Source organism: Rothia mucilaginosa (assembly GCF_964211445.1).
Lineage (GTDB): Bacteria > Actinomycetota > Actinomycetes > Actinomycetales > Micrococcaceae > Rothia > Rothia mucilaginosa_E.
On record NZ_CAXOQT010000023.1, the window covers coordinates 19,837 to 39,000 of the forward strand.

Here is a 19,164-nt window from a genome sequence, read left to right on the forward strand (position 1 = left end):
CGCTCAAACCCGGAAGACGGAGAACATGTGGGCTACATTGCTGGGTGGTGCGGACTCACGCCGCGTAGCGGAGACAGATACACTCCGCATGATTAGTCACCCCATTGTGTCGGGTGCAACCCCCGCTCGGCAACTTAAAAAAGGGGCCCAATCCAAAATGTAACGAATACTTAATATATGGGCAGATTAAATATAGGCTCCGTGCGGGTGTTAGCCATACCGGCGAGGCGGGCGTGAAGAGCCCGGCGCAAGGCACAAAACCTCGCACCGGGCACAGTAAATAAGCGGAGGTATCGGTTGGGTTATGAACGTTCAGGCTTCACAAACGGGAACGACAACACCCCACGAATCTGCGTCTGAGCCAACAGCATCACCAAACGGTCCACGCCCAGACCCAAACCACCCGTCGGCGGCATACCCGTCTCCAAGGCGTAGAGGAAATCCTCATCAACCTCCATCGCCTCAAGGTCACCCGAAGCCGCCTTCAACGACTGCTCCGTTAGGCGCTCACGCTGCACCAACGGATCCGCCAGCTCCGAGTAAGCGCAACCCATCTCCATACCGTTAATCACCAAATCCCAACGCTCCGCCAAACCCGGAACACTACGATGCGGCGCCGCAAGCGGACTCGTCTCCGCCGGGAAATCCGTATAGAACGTCGGCTCCACCGTATGCGCCTCAACCAGCTCACCATACAGCTCCTCAACAATCGCGCCCGGGCCCATACCCTCATGAACACGCACACCGTGCTGCTGCGCCAAAGCCAGCAACTCCTCGAAATCCGTCTGCACATCCACGCGGTGGCCCAGCGCCTCCGACAGGGCATCACACACCGACACCACACGCCACGGACCCGACACATCACGCACAACGCGCTCGCTCGAAGCCTTATGACCCAGAGGCAAAGACACCGAACCAAACACCGACTGCGCGGCATCCTTAATCAGGCGCTCCGTCAACTCACGCATCTGCACATAATCCGCATACGGGCGGTACGCCTCAAGCACCGTAAACTCGGGATTATGGGTCGCATCAGCACCCTCATTACGGAAATCACGACCCAACTCATACACCGGACCGCTACCGCCCACCACCAGACGCTTCAGATACAGCTCCGGCGCAATACGCAGCGTCAAATCCTCACCGTACGCATTGATATACGTGCGGAACGGGCGCGCGCTCGCACCACCGTGCACCGTATGCAGAATTGGGGTCTCCACTTCAAGGAAACCCTCCGCATCCAGACGGGCGCGCAACGCCTTAATCACCGCCGTGCGCAGGCGCAGATTCTGCATCTGATCCGGATGCACCAGCAGGTCCGTGGAACGGCGACGCAGACGCGCCTCCGGGTCGGTAAAGGAGTCGAAGGGGATGGGGTGCAGGCTCTTCGACGCCATGCGCCAGCTGGAGGCAATCAACGATCGAGTGCCGTTGCGGCTCGCCCCGTAGGCACCCAGCACAGTGATGATGTCACCGGTGTCCAGGTCATGGGAGGCGAGGCTCAGCAGGCGCTCGCCCACCAGGGCTCGTTCCATCACGACCTGCAGGGTTTCGCCCCCTTCAATCAGGGTTGCGAAGAGGACCCCACCGTGGTTGCGAAGCGCGCGAATACGGCCCGAAACCATAAATTCCGAATTAGGAATATTTTCAGAAGAGAATATACGCAGGGCATCCTTCACGCCTAGAATAGGCGCACCATTACTGCGTATCTCACCACCCAGCGGATACGGCTCCATACCTGCTGAACGCAGCGCCTCCAAATGGCGCAGACGATGCTGAGTCTGATCACTACGCGACACCTCAGGAAGCTCTTCAACAGCAGATACCTGCAACTGGCGAAGAGCCTCCAACTCATCTGCAGAAAGAACCTGCTCCTGATCCTGCAAACGGCGAGCCGACAGATTCGGCAAAAAGCCCTCCGCCATACCCGCAGCAACCACCACATTCACCATCGCCAACGTCGGCTCCGTCGCCAAAAAACGAGGAACCCACAGCGGGGCAAACTTCAGATTGAAACGATACAGACGGCGCAACTGCAGAAAACGATCCAGCACACCCAAAGAACGGGAAGCAAAACGATTCCACGCCGAAGCGCCCACCTGATCGGCAGCCTCAAAAATATGGCCAAACATCGCAAAATTCAGCGACACCCGACGCACACCGAGCGATGCCGCCTGCTCCATCAGCGACGCCACCATAAACTCCACCACACCATTAGGTGCCTCGGGGGAGCGGCGCATAACATCCAGCGACAGACCGGTCGGACCCCACGGGACGAACGACAGCAGAGCCACCATCTGGCCGGCTTCATCATGAGCCGAAACCAGCAGAGACGACGAATCCGCCGGATCATTCACACGGTTCAAAGCCATCGAAAAACCGCGCTCCACACGGCCATGACGCCACGCCGAAATATTCTCCGCCACCTGCTGACGCTGCTGCTCATCCAGCTCCGCAAAGCGACGCATCTGCGCCGTGTACCCGCCACGACGCACACGCTGAACCGCCTGACGCACCGGCAGCATCGATGTGTCATTGAGCGTGAAGCGGTCCGCCTCCAGGACCGCCTCCTCACCCATCTGAATAATCGACAGACCCGCACGGTTGTAGGCGCGCGCGCCCGCCTCACTCACGCTCAGCGCCGCAGGAACCCAGCCGTAGCTACGCGCCTGCAACATCCACTGCTCAATCGCGGCATCCCACGAATCCGGGTCACCCACCGGGTCACTCGACGCCAAACATACCGAACCGACCGAACGGTACGTAATCGCCGCCCTCTGATCCGGAGAGAAAACCACCTGCTTATCGCGACGCGTCGCGAAATAGGAGAGCGAATCATTGGCACCGTACTGCTGCAGCAGGGCGCGAATCTTCAGCTCCTTCTCGCCGGTCCACGCGTCCGGGGCGCGGTAACCACGCGCCAACAGGTACAGCGCCGCAACCAGCGAAGCACCGTAGCCAAAAGACGCCAAGAAACCCACCACATCGGCAGCCCACACGCCAGGATGGGTACGCTCAATACCCATGCCGTGCATCAGCAGCTCCCACGGGGTGATGGAATGCAGCGGCTCCCACACACCAATACGGCACAGGTACCAGAGCACCAGCGTAGTCAGCAGGATGCCACCCACCGCCGTAGACGCCGCACCCGCCCACGAGAGGCGACCAATACGCGCCGGGAACGCCGAACGAATCGAGAAGAGGAAGGGCACCAGCACGCACGCAAACACGATGGAGAGCGTATCGACCGTCGAGGAGAAAATACGGTCCTTATGCATGATTCCCTCAGGGAACACCAGCGTGAAGGCGCTATGGGTCGCAAGTAGCGCACCCAGCACCTGAAAAACGATGGCGGCAATGAGGGCAGCGCGCTTGCGCACAATCAGCCCGGAAACCATCACAATCATCGTGATGGCGCTGGGCAGCGTGTGCGTGGAGGGAATATTCAGCAGGTCGGCGGTGACTTCCCACCAAGTGAAGCCGCGACCGTGCCGCAGAGGAGAAATAATCCACGCGAACGTGGTCAGAAGCGCGGCAAAAGAATACACCCCGATCACCACGCGTGCTGATATCTCTGCATACCTTGAGGGAGGCGCGGGCGCCTGCCCTGCTCGTGCTGTACGGCGACGTGAGGTAGTGCGGTGAGACATCATTATCAGCGGAGGATCGGGGTGTAGGAAGGTACTAGACCTTAGGAGTTCTTGCTAGGCTTCAGCCTTCGGGTCACGGTAGGTGCCCTCGAAGATATCGGGGATGCCGTTGTCGTCAGCGTCCACGCTTTCCTTCTCAGCCAGGGCACGGTAGTGCTTGTTACGGCGTGAAAGGATGATGGCACCAACAATTGCGGCGAGCACAGAGCCGAAAAGAATTGCAATCTTGGCATCTTCGGTGTGCGGAGAGCCGTGCGGGAAGGACAGCTCAGCCACCAGCAGGGACACGGTGAAGCCGATACCGCCGGTTGCAGCCAGGCCGACCACGTCAATCCAGGCGACGTCCGGGTCGAGGTTAGCGTTCTTGAAGCGGGTCACGAGCCAGGTGGTACCGAAAATACCGATGGTCTTACCGGCAACCAGCGCAACCATAATGCCGACCGCTACAGAGTCGGTGAGGGCGCGTCCGAGGCCTTCAAAGCCGCCTACAGCCACACCCGCGCTGAAGAACGCGAAGATGGGCACGCAGATGCCGGTAGAGAGGGGGCGGAAGCGGTGCTCCAGTACCTCTGCCAGGCCGTGTTCTGCGTGCGCTGCCTCGGAGCGTGCGGTCATCTTCACGGGCACCAGGAAGCCGAGAACCACACCGGAAATAGTGGCGTGAATACCGGATTCGAGGAAGAGCGCCCAGGTGATGATGCCCAGGGGCAGCAGCAGAACCCATGCGGCGAGAGGCTTCAGGTGCAGCATGGTCTCGCCTCGGTACGCGATGAACGCGAACAGGGCGAGGGGAATCAGCGCGAAGAGCAGGTACTCGCCATGGAAGTTATTGGTATAGAAAATCGCGATAATGCAGATTGCGATGAGGTCGTCGACCACAGCCAGGGTCAGTAGGAAGACGCGCATCGCCGAGGGGAGGAAAGTACCCACGGCGGCGAGAACAGACACCGCGAACGCAATATCGGTTGCGGTGGGGATAGCCCAACCGTGCAGTGCGGTGGGGCTGGTGAAGTTCAGTGCCGTGTAGATAATTGCGGGTACTGCAACGCCACCGAAAGCGGCCGCAATCGGCACAATAGCGGTGGAGGGCGACTTGAGGTCACCAATCACGAATTCCTTCTTCAGCTCCAGACCGGTGAGGAAGAAGAAAACGACGAGCAGACCGTCTGCCGCCCAGGTGCCGATGCTCATCTGCAGGTGGTTGAAACCGGGGATGACCGGGCCAACAACGGTGTCTCGCAGACCAAAGTAGAAGCTGGAGGCGGGGGTGTTGGCGAGTACTACTGCCAGCACCGTCGCAATCAGAAGCACGGTACCGCCGACGGATTCGGCACGCAGAATGTCGGCTACGCGGCGTGAGTTGCTATAGGAGCCGCGGCTGAGGGTATCTGGGTTGGTGTGAGTCATTCTCTCCTCTTTCTGCCGCGGTATTATGCGGCATCTAAGGCTTTTAAGTTTACTCTGCGCTGTATGAGTATTCGAGTACCCGCTGGCGGCTTTTAGCTCCTGGACGGTGCACTGTGGTGAGTTTTCAGATGTTAAATGCATAAACGTTCCGCCCTCACCGCGGTGTGCGGTGAGAGCGGAACGTTAAATATTCTGCAGCTATTCTGCGGGTTCGACTAGTGCTCTAGTCGCGCAAATGCGAGATTATGCGCCTGCGATAGCGGGTGCGCCGGACTCCTGGCCGTGGTCGTGTGCCAGCTCGCGTGCAACGTAGTTCTCCAGGTCGAAGAGGTTGCCGTTTGCGCGCTTTACAACGGTCACGAGGGTCTCCATGGTTGCAACTTCCTCAACCTGCTCCTTCAGGAACCAGAGGATGAACTGCTCGCCCAGTGCGTAGTTCTCAGCGCGTGCTGCGGAGAACAGAGCCTCGATCTGACCGGTGACAGCCTTCTCCTGTGCCAGGGACAGGTCAACGATTTCCTGGACGTTCTCGAAGTCGTTCTTCACGGCGGGAACAGCGGGGATCTCGACCTTGTGGCCGCGGTCCAGCTTGTACTGAACCATCATGAGTGCGTGCTCGCGCTCTTCGAGGGACTGGCGGTAGAAGAACTTAGCCAGCTGGGGCAGGTCTTCGCCGTCGAGCCAGATAGCCATGGACAGGTACTGGTGAGATGCTGCGAACTCGTGGCCGATCTGCTCGTTCAGAAGGTCGTAGAAAGACTTAGACATATGGTTTCTCCTTATATGGTGATTGCTTCGTAGGCGCCGGATGGCGCGGTGCAACCTGTTGGTATTTATCGTACGGTGTGCAGTGGGTCGTGTACAGAGAGAAAAGGCTAATCGGTGGGGCAGATGAGGTATCCCTGACATATTGTCACCACTACCCTTAGTGTGGGTGACCTGAATATACCCTTTGGTTTGGGTGGTATTGAGTGTGTTCCCTTGATATTTCGCGGTTTAAGGCGGCATGAAGCACCTAGATTTCCCACGCACATGCACGATGCATTTGTGTCCGGTAGCTGATAATCCGGCGTTTCTGGGCGGTGCGTTACGGCGTAAAAAATTTTTAAAAATTCTTCGCAGATGACGGTGCGTGGGACTACTTTGAGGCTACTTTAGGGGTTTTAAGGTTCGCGCGTGCTGTAGCGCTCGCGGCTACACGGGCCTGATCAAGAAATCTGTTAAAGAGATAAGGCACGTTCCCGGTGGGAATGTGCCTTATCTCTGGTTCTCTCAACTCTCACCCGCAGGGCAGGTGGAGGAGGTTATTGTGTGGGGTAGTCCCCACGTTTGAGCGCATCAATGGAGATGACGTTTGAGGGGGTGTTGCCAAGGACCGCCTCGCCGATTTCTGCGAGGTGCTCAACCTGCTCGGTGGTGAGGTGGTCAAAAATCTGGCGGCGTACTTCGTTCACGTGGCCGGGTGCGACCTCCTGCACCTTCTGGTCGCCTGCGGGGAGCAGGTGACAGATGCTGACGCGGCGGTCTTCTGCACTGAGGGAGCGGCGGACGTATCCGTCCTTCTCCAAGCGTGCCACGACGCGGGAGAGACGTGCCGGGAGGGTGTTGGTGGTAATTGCCAGTTCGGTCATGGTCAAGGAATTGTCCTTGGACTCGGAGAGCATCGCGAGCACCATGTATTCAACGAAGCTAATGCCGGCTTCGGTCTGCAGCTGGTTTTCCAGCTTGCGGGTGAGGTTGAAAATGATGGAGCTGATAAAGAGCCAGCCTTCTCGCTCCTGCGGGGAGAGCCACTGGATGGATTCGCTGTGTGCGGTATTGTCAGGCCGCTGCGCAGACGTGGTTGGTGTGGACACGGGATTGGTTCCTCTTTTATCGGATATGGAGCTCCCTTATTAAGGGGAGATGCGGTGTATTGGCACCCATTCTAGCGAAAGGTCTTACTCGCAACCTGAAATTGGTACGGTCAAGTAATGGTTGACACTTTGGTGCTAATTTTTTAGAGGGTGCTAGGGTCATCTTTTTGCACGCAGTGACTGCAAAAACCTTGGGTAGACAAGTGATGCGCGACATATTTAAAAAGATTTCCGGTACAAGTATAGATGAGAACGTACCAAGAAGCATACTCATGAATTAAGCCAACTTCCGCGGAATATCAAGGTTTTTAGGGGTGTGGGTGAAAATTCTAGGGAGTGTAAAGAGCTTACCAAGGGTGAAAAATAACGAAACGATAACAGAATTTTTAAAAAAATCTCGGTTTTGGCTTTGCAACCGTAATGAAACCGTGTACACTAATTACATAACGGGGTCGAAGGAAGCCTCCGAGGCGAGACCGGAAGCTCGCTTCGATAGGTTCGACTCTCTATTTATCGGTGATTGTCGTCGGTGTACGAGTAACTCGTATTTCTACCGACGGATGTGCGGTGCGGGTGCAGTTCGTGGTTGGGCTGCATTCCGTACCGTATCTTTTTAACTCGAATTTCTATCAACTCACTCTAAGAGCATCCAATGGTCGGGTGCTCTTTTTCTTTGCCCTCATAGGGATTAGCAAGAGCGCCCCTGCGAACTAGGGGAGGAGCATGAATTGAGGGGTCTGCGTACCTGCACTGCGCACCTTGCAGCTGTGGTGTTGCTGCGCCGTATCGCGCCAGGAATGTTATCCATAGGGGTTATCCACAATGGTTATCCACAATGTGGAGAACTTACACGCATGTGATTTGGTGAAGCTGGCGATGGTGGCAATGCAAGATGCAAAGAGGGGCCCAGTCGAAAAATTCTTGTAATTACAGGCTTTCGAGGCTGTTAAAAGCGAGGGTAAGTTCTTAAACAGAAGACCTTTTCACCTATAAAACCGCGGAACCCGAAAATTTCCACAGCTGTGGATAACCCTGTGCACTTAATCCACCGCCTCCGGCGTAAGGAGGCGCGTAAGATCGCTCGGCGGCCCTGTTAGTACTCAATATTTTGGCTAGTAGAAGGAAAAACACCCCGAATGAGGGCGAAAATTCTGCAGTTTATCCCCCGCGCATCCCCAAAATAGGATGTTATCCACAGTAGTTATCCACAGTGTGGAGAACTTACAACTCTGTTATTCACATGAGTGCATACCCCGGTATTTCAAGGCAGAATAGGGTGCCGACCCCGAAAATCCTGTTGATACACAGGATTATCCACAGGTGTGGGGAAAAGTCTTCGCCTGAAATCCACATGCTCAAGCGAGGTCTTACATAAATGTGACGCACCCCAACTCATGAAAAGTAAAGTAAACGCTACGCTGGTAATCTTTAATACAAGCCAAGTTTTCTAATGAAAGGCATCATCATGGCTGAAAAGTACACCCTCCCCGAGCTCCCCTACGACTACGCGGCGCTCGAGCCCCACATCTCCGCAAAGATCATGGAGCTGCACCACGACAAGCACCACGCAGCATACGTTGCAGGCGCTAACGCAGCTCTCGAGCAGCTCGAAGAGGCACGCGAGAACGGTGCATACGGCAACGTCTCCAAGCTCTCCAAGGACCTGGCGTTCAACCTGGGTGGCCACACCAACCACTCCATCTTCTGGAACAACCTGTCCCCCGAGGGTGGCGACAAGCCCACCGGCGAGCTGGCAGCAGCAATCGACGAGTTCTTCGGCTCCTTCGACAAGTTCCGCGAGCACTTCACCAACGTTGCACTGACCATTCAGGGCTCCGGCTGGGCAATCCTCGCATGGGACACCGTTGGCAAGCGCCTCATCATCGAGCAGCTCTACGATCAGCAGGGCAACATCTCCGTTGCACTGATCCCCGTTCTGCAGCTGGACATGTGGGAGCACGCATTCTACCTGGACTACCAGAACGTCAAGGGCGACTACGTCAAGGCATTCTGGAACATTGTGAACTGGGCTGACGTTCAGGCTCGCTTCGAGCGCGCAGTGTCCCAGACCAAGGGCCTGGTCCTCTAATCTAAGTTTTCGCCAGCGCGGTGACGTAGCCGCGGTGAGATAACTGAAACGGGTGCCCGGCGCCTCCATATTCGGAGGTGCTGGGCACCCGTTTGTGGTATTCAGGAGTTGCCCCGCGGGGTTGGGCGTGGAACCCTAGAGCGCCAGCGTGCGGTACACCAAACCGCGGCGTCCCGAACGCGCTTTTTGCTCTACCAAGCCTCGCTGGATTAGCTTGGGTAGCGCGTAACGTACCTGCCGTGTACTCAACTCGGTGTTTTCCGCGATATCAGCGACGGTAGCGGGCCCTCGGGTCAAAGCAACGTACACCTGGGATTCCGTAGGGGATAGATTTTCCGGTATCTCAGCACGTTGAGGAGGCGAGGATACCTCCATTATGCTCGTAGGCTGCGTGTTATCGGCAGGGCGGTAGATAATGACGCGTACCTGGATACCCTCGTCGATAATATGCGCCTTACGCAACCCGGCATCAACCAGGGCCTGTTGTGCAGCTAGGATACCGCCGCCTTCGCCTTCGATTAGTCGGTGACCGTCACTGAGACGAATGTTCTGGCAGATAGCATAGAGCGCCTCGTTTACAGCCGCGGGGCGATGCACGAGGCCTACCTGACTCGGCAGGATGCCCCAAAAACCGCCAGGGCTGATGATTTCAATACGGCCGCGTTTGATAAAAATCTGTATAAATTTTCCGGATGCATCCCGTTCATAGCTCCGGTGGACGAGTGCGTTAGCCACGAACTCACGGAGAGCTACCAGGGGGATTTCTGGCTGATCGATGAGCCCCGCACCATTGGGAGCTGTGACGGTGCGGTTCTTGATGTTGCGCATAAGCCATGCAAGGGTATCTTCAAGCATGGCGGGAATAGGGCCTTCACTTCGAAAACGGTCATCATTGCGGGCGTTGCCGCTTACAGAAACTATGCCGATAATGCTTGCCCCAGCATAGAATTGCTGCGGGTAATCACCCAGGGCGCATAGCCCGGCTAAGGTCAACTCGTCATGGGCATCAATGACGTTGCGTTTGCGCAGGATCTCCGCGTCGGAGTCATTACGTAGACGCGCTGAGGAAAGACGCACCTGGTGTAGGAAATCCTCGGTGTAGGATTTGTCCAAATCTTCACTGGATGTGTTGGGAATTGATTGTAGGTCATTGTGTGGTTTGTGGCGCTGCGCGTACATTAGACTGAGCGCGTAGCCATCCATTGGGTAGTCGCCGTCTCCGAGTCGCTGGTAGGCTATATTACCTTTGAAGCAGGGACGTTCCTGCACCGGCAGACCCGGAACGGTTACGATGAGTAGCTGATGGCCATCCAAAGTTATATCGTCGGTTTCTACTACGATTTTTGGCTTAAGATTTTGAGCAGCATCAATAATCTTTGCCCGCAAATCTTCAACATCATAAACACCTACAGGTGCAAACTCCTGAGATTCGTCGACACCGCATATGATTGTGCCTCCGTCGGGAAGGTTAGCAAAGCTACAGATAGTTTCCGCCACGGAAGAGGGGTAACCCATGTGGGCTGATTTAACCTCTACGGTCAGGCTGTCTCTGCCTAGAAGCCGTAGCTCGTTGAGTGTTTGTGTTAGTTCTTCAGGCGTATACATGTACATATTGTAATTCCTGGAGTGACATTTTGAGCCTCATGCGGGACATTAATTACAAATAAGATGGGTTTTAGTGACAAATATGTAACTATCGAGGATGATTTGTTACATAAATAGTAGGCGGTCTGCGAAGTTGGGTGAATGTGTCCCGACTGCTGCCATGGTGAGTGCCCGGCGCCTCCACATTCGGAGGTGCTGGGCACCCGTTTGTTGTATTCAGAAGTTGCCCGCGGGGTTGGGCGCGGAACCCTAGAGCGCCAGCGTGCGGTCAATGCGGATGCGGCGGCAGAAATCCTCATCATGGCTCACCACAATGAGCGCGCCGGTATAGGCTTCGAGCGCCTGCACCAGCCAATCCACCGAAGAAATATCGAGGTTATTCGTCGGCTCATCCAACATGAGCAGCTGCGGCACAGGGTCAGCCAGAAGCACCTGCGCCACCGCGGCGCGGAACCGCTCACCACCGGAGAGCTCACTGGTCTTATGGTGCACGCTTTCGCGACGGAAAAGCAGCCGCGCCAGCTGGTCACGCAGATGCTGTTCGCTCACGCCAGGGTTAGCCCGCTGCACGCTCTGCAGAAGAGTGAGCTCCGGGTCGAGGGTGATGCGCTGAGGAATGTACGCCCCCTCGATGCAGTACTCGACGCGGTAGGCGGGCTCCACGGGGGAGCGGTACTCCGGGTCGCCGGCGTGGGCAATTGCCTCAAGGAGGGTGGTCTTGCCGCTGCCGTTTGCGCCGGTGATGCGCAGGTGCTCGGGGCCGCTGAGAATCAGGTGCTCGGGGCGCTCCGCCGGGGTTCCCTGCTGGCTCTCGCTATCAGCCCCGGCGGGTGAAATATGCAGAGAATCAACCTTGGTGGGTTGCTGAATGGCAAATGTTTCACGTGAAACCCGAGAGTCAACACAGCGAGAATCAACCCTGCTCAGCTCCAGCACCTTACGTCCCGCGGGTAGGGGTTGTTGGCTCAGCTCGGCATAGATTTTCTCCTGCACGCGGACCTCATTCTGCGCGTTCTGGTATTCCTCCTGAGCCTGCTCCTGCTTGCCGACGCGCAGAACTCGAAGCTTCGCCGCCGCCTGCCGTGAGGCATCCTTGGCGAGGGCAAGAATCGTATCCGGCTGGTCGTCCTTCCACACCTGCGCCATGTTCTTCGAAATAATCTCCTGCGCATGCACCCACTCACGGTGCGCAGAACGTACCCGGTTTTTCGCCTCGCTCACGCGACGCTGAGCTGCCTGCTGTTCGGTGTCCAGCGCCTGGCGGTAGGTGCTGTAGTTGCCTTCGAAGAGGCGCAGATGAGCCAGCCCCTGCCGGTCGGCGTGAAGCTCCGCAATCACGTGCATGCGCTCCAATAGGTCGCGGTCGTGGCTAATAATGAGCGCCGGGCAGGGCAGCGCTTCCAGTGCCGTGAAGAGCTGAGCCTTCGCTGCAGAGTCCAGGTTGTTGGTCGGCTCATCGAGCAGGATGAACTCGGGGTCAGAACTCATCAGTGAGGCAAGTGCGGCGATGACCGCCTCGCCACCGGAGAAGCAGTGCATCTGGCGGGCAAAGAGCGCGTGAACAGCCTGCGGGTTGTCGCGATCAACTAGGGTTGCCGGGGTGAAGCCGTAGGTCGCAAGAGCCGCGAGGGTGCGCTCCTCAATGTCCCAGTTATCGCCGATAGTTTCGTAGAGTTCGGGGGAGTATTCGCCGGATTCCACCGCCTGCAGTGCCCGCAGAATCTCGGAGATTCCGCAGAGCTCGGCGAGGGTCTGCTCCCGATCCAGTCCCAAATCCTGGGGAAGATATGCCATGCGTTCCGGTGCTGCCAAAGAACCAGAATCCGGGGTCAAATCCCCCAAAATCAACCTCATGAGGGTTGTTTTTCCGCAACCATTGTCGCCGATGAGCCCGGTCAGAGGTGCCGAAAACACCGCCGAAAGGTCTACAAAAAGTGCGGGCTCACTCGGGTGCGCGTACGAAATATGGTCGAGTGTAATGTGAAATGACATGGGCCGAGTTCCTTCGAGTAGGTGCTCGGATTCCTGCCAGCGCACGTGAAGGTGTGAAGGCATGAAAAAACCCGAGCGTAACGGTGGATGTACCTGTGCCCGGGTGAATGCGCGCTGACGGAGACACGCAGAAAAATGGAAGTGCGCAGGGAGAATATGCCTGCGTAAAAAGCTGCGTGAGTGCGCGAAAAAACTGTTAAATCCGGGCTTATGCTCGGTGGGTCATTTCTTTGATGCCTCCTAGATTCCGAAGACCACCCCGGTCGCGCCTTGGGTGGCTTCGGTCAAACATTGCGTTCAGCTTCATAGGTTGCCCCACGGCGGGGCGACACGGATAGAGAGCTGAGGACTCCAGCATAGGAACTATATGGGCGGCGGGTCAAGCACCCTCCCATGTAGGAGAAGATTCAGCGTGCTGATTCCCCGAATGGTTCCTTCCCGAGGGTTTTTGCCGAAAGGTTGAGCGTGCGGTCAATGCGGATGCGGCGGCAGAAGTCCTCATCGTGGCTCACCAGGATGATTGCCCCCGTGTACAGGTTCAGCACCTGCACCAGCCAATCCACCGAAGAAATATCGAGGTTATTCGTCGGCTCATCCAACATGAGCAGCTGCGGCACCGGATCCGCCAGAAGCACCTGGGCCACCGCGGCACGGAAGCGCTCACCTCCGGATAAATCCCCAATGCGCTGATGTACGCTTTCGCGACGGAAGAGCAGGCGCGCCAGTTGGTCACGCAGATGCTGTTCGCTTGCACCGGGATTCGCCCTCTGTACGGTTTCAAGGAGGGTGAGCTCCGGGTCGAGGATGATGCGCTGCGGCAGGTATGCGGTGTTGTCCAGACGGTAGAGCACTTGGTACGCAGGCGGCACTGGGGAACGGTAGTCAGGGTTATTTGCGTGCGCTATCGCATTGAGAAGCACAGTCTTGCCACTGCCGTTTGCTCCCGTGATGTGCAGGTGTTCGGGTCCGGTCAGGATAAGAACCTCGGGAAAATCTTGGATTTGAAGCGGATAATCAACTTTATAAGGTTGTGTTTCACGTGAAACGGTGTTTTGGGTGTATGCCTTCTTGATGTCGGCGCTCTGCGGTGTAGATGCGCAAGAGTCGTTTTCCACCCGATGTAATTCCAGTACTTTCCGTCCCAGCGGGAGCGTATCCTGAGCAAGTTCCAGATAGATACGCTCCTGCACGCGCAGGTTCTCTTGGGCTTCTCCAACTGCCGCACGCGCATCCGCCACCATGCTTTCGTGGGCTGTGTGAAGTTTCCCGGCAGAGCGCTCTGAACTGTTCTTATCCAGGCCCATAGCCATGCCAGGTTTCCGCTTTGACCGTTCAAATTCGCGACCTCGGCGGGTATTGCGATCGAGCTTAATCTGGTTCTCGGCGCGCTCACGCTCAGCCTTACGTGCCTCATTCTTCGCCTCGGTCACGCGACGCTGAGCCGCCTGCTGCTCGGTGTCCAGCGCCTGCCGGTAGGTGCTGTAGTTGCCCTCGAAGAGGCGCAGATGCGCCACCCCCTGCCGGTCGGCGTGAAGCTCGGCAATGACGTGCACACGTTCCAGCAGGTCGCGGTCGTGGCTAATAATGAGCGCCGGGCAGGTGAGGGTTTCAAGAGCCGTATAAAGCCGATTCTTCGCCGAAGAATCCAGATTATTTGTGGGCTCATCCAGCAGAATGAACTCTGGGTCTGAATACAGAAGCGCGGTGAGTGCGGCTGTGACCGTCTGACCACCTGAAAAGGTGCTAAGGGGACGCATCAGAAGGTTGCGACAGGCCTGCGTATCGGTCGTAGTGAGGGCAGGACCAAAACCATGTTCGGCAAGGGCTGCGAGGGTGCGTTCTTCAATATCCCAGGCGTCGCCTATGGTGTCGTAAAGGCTGGGGGAATAGTCACCCGATTCCAGCGCATCAAGCGCCTGCAGTATTTTTGTAATTCCAAAAATATCGGCAAGATGCTGATGCCCACTCAACCCTAAATCTTGCGGTAGGTACGCTATGCGCTGTGGGGTGCTGATTATGCCTTGACTAGGGTTTATGTCGCCAAGAATAAGTCTGAAGAGGGTAGTTTTTCCGGCGCCGTTATCGCCGATAAGTCCGGTGAGTGGTGCAGAAAATACCGCGGAAAGGTCGGTGAAAAGTGGGGGCTCACCCGGATGTGCATACGAAATATGGTCGAGTGTAATGTGGTGTGGCATGGGCCGAGTTCCTTCGAATGGGTGCTCGGATTCCCGCCAGCGCACGTGAAGGCGTGAAGGCATGAAAAACCCGAGCGCGGTCTGTAGGTACACGTAAGCCCGGGTAGTGGGGTGGACGCATAAAAGCGCATTGACCTGGTGTTGTTGGATCCGGGCTTATGCTCGGTGGGTCATTTCTTTGATGCCTCCTAGATTCCGAATACCGCCCTGGTCATGCCTTGGGTGGCTTCGGTCAAACATTGCGTTCAGCCCATTAGGTTACCCCCTCGATGGGGTAGCGCGGATAGAGAACTGAGGTCTCCAGCATAGGAAGCGCGCGGGTGCTGAGTCAAACACCCTCCCGCAAAACCTTCTGACAAGTGTCGATACCCCCTAGAGAATGCAAAAGGAGGGGCGACACCACTCGGTGCCGCCCCTCCTTATAAGCATTAAATCTGCGCGCGTACAACACGCGAAATGCTACTACGCCTCGTGGCGCTCACGGTACATGCCCAGCGGGCCTGCATCCGCGTACGCCTGAGCGTCGTTGTAACGGTACAGGCGCGGCGGGCGGTGGCGGGTGCCCTCCACGCGGCGGCCGGTGTCAATAATCGACTTCGACGCCGCAATCTGGCGGCGGAAGTTCGCCGGATCCAGGGTGCGACCCAGAATCGCCTCGTACACCTCACGCAGCTGCGCCAGGGTGAACTCCTCACCCAGGAACGAGTGCGCAATACGCGAGTACTCGACCTTGTTCTGCAGGCGGTAGAGTGCGTACTCAATGATTTCGTTGTGGTCGAATGCCAGCTCGGGCAGCTCATCCACCGGGAACCAACGGATGTTCTCGTGCACGCGGGTGTTTGCGACCTCGGTGGCGGGAATCGACGCCCAGTACACCACGGAAACCACGCGCTCGTGATCGGCGCCGGGTGCCGGGTCAGGCTCGCCGACAACGCGGGCAGCACGCGCCTCGGGAGTGCGCAGAACATCACCGAATGCGTAGAGCTGCTCCAGGTAGCCGGGCTGCAGGTTGGTGGCACGCTTCAGGGTCGAAGCGGCAGCCTCTTCCAGAGAAAGATTCGGGTTGAGCGGACCGCCAGGAAGCGCCCACTGACCCTTATAGGGCTCGCGGAGGCGGCGAACCAGCGGCAGCCACAGGGTCGGGTGGGTCTCGTTATCCTTGGGACGCAAAGCTAGAATCACGGTCGAGACAGCGAGAGATACAGAGGTGTGGTCCACGTCGTTGTGCTCTTCAGTGGCGACTGCGCCGGGAAGAGGCTGGGATGCGATGCTCATTCAGGCCTCCTGTGCGAATGGGTATCGATAGGTGTGCATACTCTACCCATTTTAAGGGGTTAATAGGGTAAAAATGCACGCAAGGCACCCGCTGACCCGAAAACCGGTACCATCCGCGTCGTGTCAAGGGGAAAAAGTTCAGGTACCGGACACACCAAAGCGCCCCTCCAGCATGTCCAATAGAACAATGTGGAGGGGCGCTCCAGGGTCTACTTATGCAGTGTCTAACTATGCAGTTTTAGGTGCACATTAGGGGTGCAGACTAGTCGATCTGCAGCTCGCCCATCGCGTCCCAGCCTTCGCCGTCGATCAGGCGAGAAATAATCTTCGGGGTTGCGGTCAGCATCGGACGCATGTCCTTCATAGCCTGCTGGAAGTGCTCAGAGTTAACGTGCGGGCCAGCTGCGTCGTCGTTGAAAGCCTCGAGCAGAACGAACTCGTTCGGGTCTTCAACGCTGCGGGACCACTCGAAGAACTTGTTGCCCTCCTCGGCGCGGGTTGCCTCGGTGAAAGCGCGGGTCTTCTCGATCCACTGGTCAGCGTATTCGGGCTTGACGGGGAACTTTACAGCAATGAAAATCATCGGAACTCCTTAGATAAAGAGCGGTTACGTACCCTTCCAGTTTAAGTCGCGGGTGCTCGACGGCGCTGAAAAATACGGTGTGAGACAGTGGTTTTAGCTTGTGGCTTTAACCGTCGTATCGAGTGGATTCTTGTTCTAGCGTGCCGCCGCCTTGAGTACCTGCAACGCACGTTCGAGCGCCGCACGGTCTGCCGCGATGGCTGCAGCTCTCTGCGGGCTGGCGGAGTCGCCTCCGAACGCCGCGTTGTAGTACATGCCGTCACCCAGAAGCAGCACGGTGCGGGCAATCTGCTCATCACCCAGCTCAGCGAGGACGAGCGCATGCCAGCCATCCTGCACGCGACTCATGGTCTGCTGGGCGAGCTCATTATTGTTCTGAGCCAGGCGGCTGAGGGCAATGAGGGCACGGTCGAACGGGGTGTTATCCGGCGTGGAGGAATTGATGTAGTAGGCGCTTGCCCCCTCGGGTGCCTGCTCCATTGCCGCGAAATCCTCGCCAGCAAGGGCGAGGGTGCGTTCTGCGAGCGCCTCAAGGAGCGCCTTCTTGGATGAGAAGTGGTAGAGTAGCCCGCCCTTGGATACCTTGGCGGCGGTGGCGACGGCGTCGAGGGTTGCGGCGCGTTCTCCCGAGCGAATCAGCAGGTCGACGTAGGTGTCGAGGATGTGTTCGCGGGAGTTGTTGGCGCGCTGTTTGCGGTGGTTGGGGGTGGTCATGGGTACCAGTCTAACCGCTTGAAACTATACCGTCCAGTTGGTATAGTTAATCTTCGTTTGTGGACCCGCCCGGACCCCTAAAACCTCCGGGTAATCCCCGAAAACCTCACTAAAAGACCTAGTCCAAAGGACATACCGAGCTGATGCCGCCGTATCAGCCGACACCTTATAGACGCACGAAAACAACCCATGACGAATCACAATCCGCACACCACGGCTCTGCCCATTCACGCCCCCGACCAGAAGACCAAACGCTGGGCGGCACTCGGCGTGCTCATGCTCCCGGTGCTCCTGGTCTCCATCGACAACACGGTGCTCGCCTTCGCGGTGCCCGCAATCGCTAAGGCACTGAGCCCCTCCTCCGCGGAGCAGCTGTGGATCGTTGACTCCTACCCGCTGGTGCTCTCCGCCCTGCTCGTACCCATGGGCGCTATCGGCGACCGCATCGGCCGCCGCAAGCTGCTGCTCATCGGTTCGACCGGCTTCGCGGCGATTTCTGCGCTCGCGGCATTCGCGCCCTCCGCGCTGATGCTCGTGGTTGCCCGTGCCCTGCTCGGTATTTTCGGTGCGATGCTCATGCCGGCAACCCTGTCGATTATCCGCAATATCTTTGTGGACGCGACCGAGCGCCGCATCGCTATTGCCGTGTGGGCTTCGGGCTTCTCCGCCGGTGCGGCGCTGGGCCCGATTGTGGGTGGCTTCCTGCTGGAGCACTTCGACTGGGGTTCGGTGTTCCTGCTCGCTGTGCCGATTCTGATTCCTCTGCTGATTCTTGCCCCGATCATGGTGCCCGAGTCGAAGGACCCAAACCCCAGCCCGGTGGATCCGCTGAGCATCCTGCTGATCATGGTCGGCATGACCGGCATTACCTTCGGTCTGACTCACACCTCCGAAGCTGGTTTCGATGCGGTGGCTATTAGCACCATCCTTGCCGGTCTGTGCTTCATTGTTCTGTTCGTGCTGCGTCAGCTCAACCGCGAGAAGAACGATATTCAGCCCATGCTGGATGTGCGCCTCTTCCGCAACACCGTGTTCACCGGTGCGATTACCGCGAACCTCATCTCCATGACGGTGGACGTTGGCTTCATCTACTTCGCCTCCCAGCACCTGCAGCTGGTCTCCGGTCTGCCGCCCATGTACGCCGGCATGCTGCTGATTCCCGGTACTTTGGCGACTATCATCGCCGGCCTGGTGATTGCGCGTGTTGCGGTGCACTTCCACCCGGCGCAGGTGGTGTCCTTCGGTCTGGCTCTCAACGCCGCCGCGTTCGCGGTGCTCGCCTTCCTGGGTGCGCACAGCGACGTGGTTATTATCCTCATCTTTATTGTGCTCGGTACCGGCATCGGTATTGCTCAGACCATTTCGAACGACCTGATGCTCTCCAGCGTGCCGCCGCGTAAGGCCGGTGCGGCGTCCGCGATTTCTGAGACCTCCTACGAGACGGGTGCGGTGCTCGGTACCGTCATCATCGGTGGTATGCTCACCGCCGTCTACCGTGCGAACGTGGTCGTGCCCTCCGGCCTGGATGAAACCCTCGCCGACCATGCCCAGGAAACCCTCGGCGGTGCCGTGTCGGTTGCCAGCCATGTGGGTGGTGAGCAGGCAAACCAGCTGCTCTCTTCCGCATTCGCCGCCTTTGACTCCGGCGTGGTGCTGAGCTCCGCATTCAGTGCCGTGCTCATGGGTGTTATGGCTGTTATCAGCTACCTCATGATCCGCAAGGCTCCTCGCGAAATGAAGCCTGCTGAACACTAATACAGCGCACTAAACCTCATAGATAAGCCCCGCCTGCCGTTGC

The 19,164-nt window shown here is 57.6% G+C and carries 12 protein-coding genes; 2 read left to right on the top strand and 10 right to left on the bottom strand.

Annotated elements, in window-relative coordinates:
- Positions 1-302: 302 nt before the first annotated feature.
- The 4 genes from lysX to AB8E48_RS06715 all read right to left on the bottom strand — a co-directional run bounded on the left by lysX (position 303) and on the right by AB8E48_RS06715 (position 6,913).
- Positions 303-3,653, bottom strand: coding sequence for a bifunctional lysylphosphatidylglycerol synthetase/lysine--tRNA ligase LysX (gene lysX / locus AB8E48_RS06700; protein WP_368886192.1), 3,351 nt, complete (start codon positions 3,651-3,653; stop codon positions 303-305).
- Positions 3,654-3,704: 51 nt separating this feature from the next.
- Positions 3,705-5,057, bottom strand: coding sequence for a Na+/H+ antiporter NhaA (gene nhaA / locus AB8E48_RS06705; RefSeq protein ID WP_313969496.1), 1,353 nt, complete (start codon positions 5,055-5,057; stop codon positions 3,705-3,707).
- Between the two features lie 243 nt (positions 5,058-5,300).
- Entirely contained in the window at positions 5,301-5,825 is a 525-nt protein-coding gene (locus AB8E48_RS06710) for a ferritin (RefSeq protein ID WP_070833136.1), read from the bottom strand.
- Between the two features lie 536 nt (positions 5,826-6,361).
- Positions 6,362-6,913, bottom strand: a complete 552-nt coding sequence (locus AB8E48_RS06715; RefSeq protein ID WP_368886193.1) for a MarR family winged helix-turn-helix transcriptional regulator — start codon at positions 6,911-6,913, stop codon at positions 6,362-6,364.
- A 1,465-nt stretch (positions 6,914-8,378) separates the two neighbouring features.
- On the opposite strand from AB8E48_RS06715, the gene AB8E48_RS06720 reads away from it, so the two are divergent.
- Complete coding sequence (locus AB8E48_RS06720) at positions 8,379-9,002, top strand: superoxide dismutase (protein WP_044150883.1); 624 nt, start codon at positions 8,379-8,381, stop codon at positions 9,000-9,002.
- A 135-nt stretch (positions 9,003-9,137) separates the two neighbouring features.
- Here AB8E48_RS06720 and AB8E48_RS06725 read toward each other — a convergent pair whose 3' ends face one another.
- The 6 genes from AB8E48_RS06725 to AB8E48_RS06750 all read right to left on the bottom strand — a co-directional run bounded on the left by AB8E48_RS06725 (position 9,138) and on the right by AB8E48_RS06750 (position 17,366).
- Complete coding sequence (locus AB8E48_RS06725; RefSeq protein ID WP_313989772.1) at positions 9,138-10,613, bottom strand: RNA-binding domain-containing protein; 1,476 nt, start codon at positions 10,611-10,613, stop codon at positions 9,138-9,140.
- A 243-nt stretch (positions 10,614-10,856) separates the two neighbouring features.
- Positions 10,857-12,599, bottom strand: coding sequence for an ATP-binding cassette domain-containing protein (locus AB8E48_RS06730; protein ID WP_368886194.1), 1,743 nt, complete (start codon positions 12,597-12,599; stop codon positions 10,857-10,859).
- Positions 12,600-13,006: 407 nt separating this feature from the next.
- Positions 13,007-14,794, bottom strand: coding sequence for an ATP-binding cassette domain-containing protein (locus AB8E48_RS06735; RefSeq protein ID WP_368886195.1), 1,788 nt, complete (start codon positions 14,792-14,794; stop codon positions 13,007-13,009).
- A gap of 462 nt (positions 14,795-15,256) precedes the next feature.
- Positions 15,257-16,069 carry an NUDIX hydrolase gene (locus tag AB8E48_RS06740; protein ID WP_313969492.1) on the bottom strand — a complete coding sequence of 271 codons (813 nt, stop codon included), beginning with the start codon at positions 16,067-16,069 and terminating at the stop codon, positions 15,257-15,259.
- A 262-nt stretch (positions 16,070-16,331) separates the two neighbouring features.
- Positions 16,332-16,652: a putative quinol monooxygenase gene (locus AB8E48_RS06745; protein WP_368886196.1), complete on the bottom strand. Its 321-nt coding sequence runs from the start codon at positions 16,650-16,652 to the stop codon at positions 16,332-16,334.
- Between the two features lie 135 nt (positions 16,653-16,787).
- Positions 16,788-17,366, bottom strand: a complete 579-nt coding sequence (locus AB8E48_RS06750; protein WP_303970067.1) for a TetR/AcrR family transcriptional regulator — start codon at positions 17,364-17,366, stop codon at positions 16,788-16,790.
- A gap of 189 nt (positions 17,367-17,555) precedes the next feature.
- Here AB8E48_RS06750 and AB8E48_RS06755 point away from each other — a divergent pair, with 189 nt between their 5' ends.
- Entirely contained in the window at positions 17,556-19,121 is a 1,566-nt protein-coding gene (locus AB8E48_RS06755; protein WP_294626678.1) for an MFS transporter, read from the top strand.
- Positions 19,122-19,164: the final 43 nt, after the last annotated feature.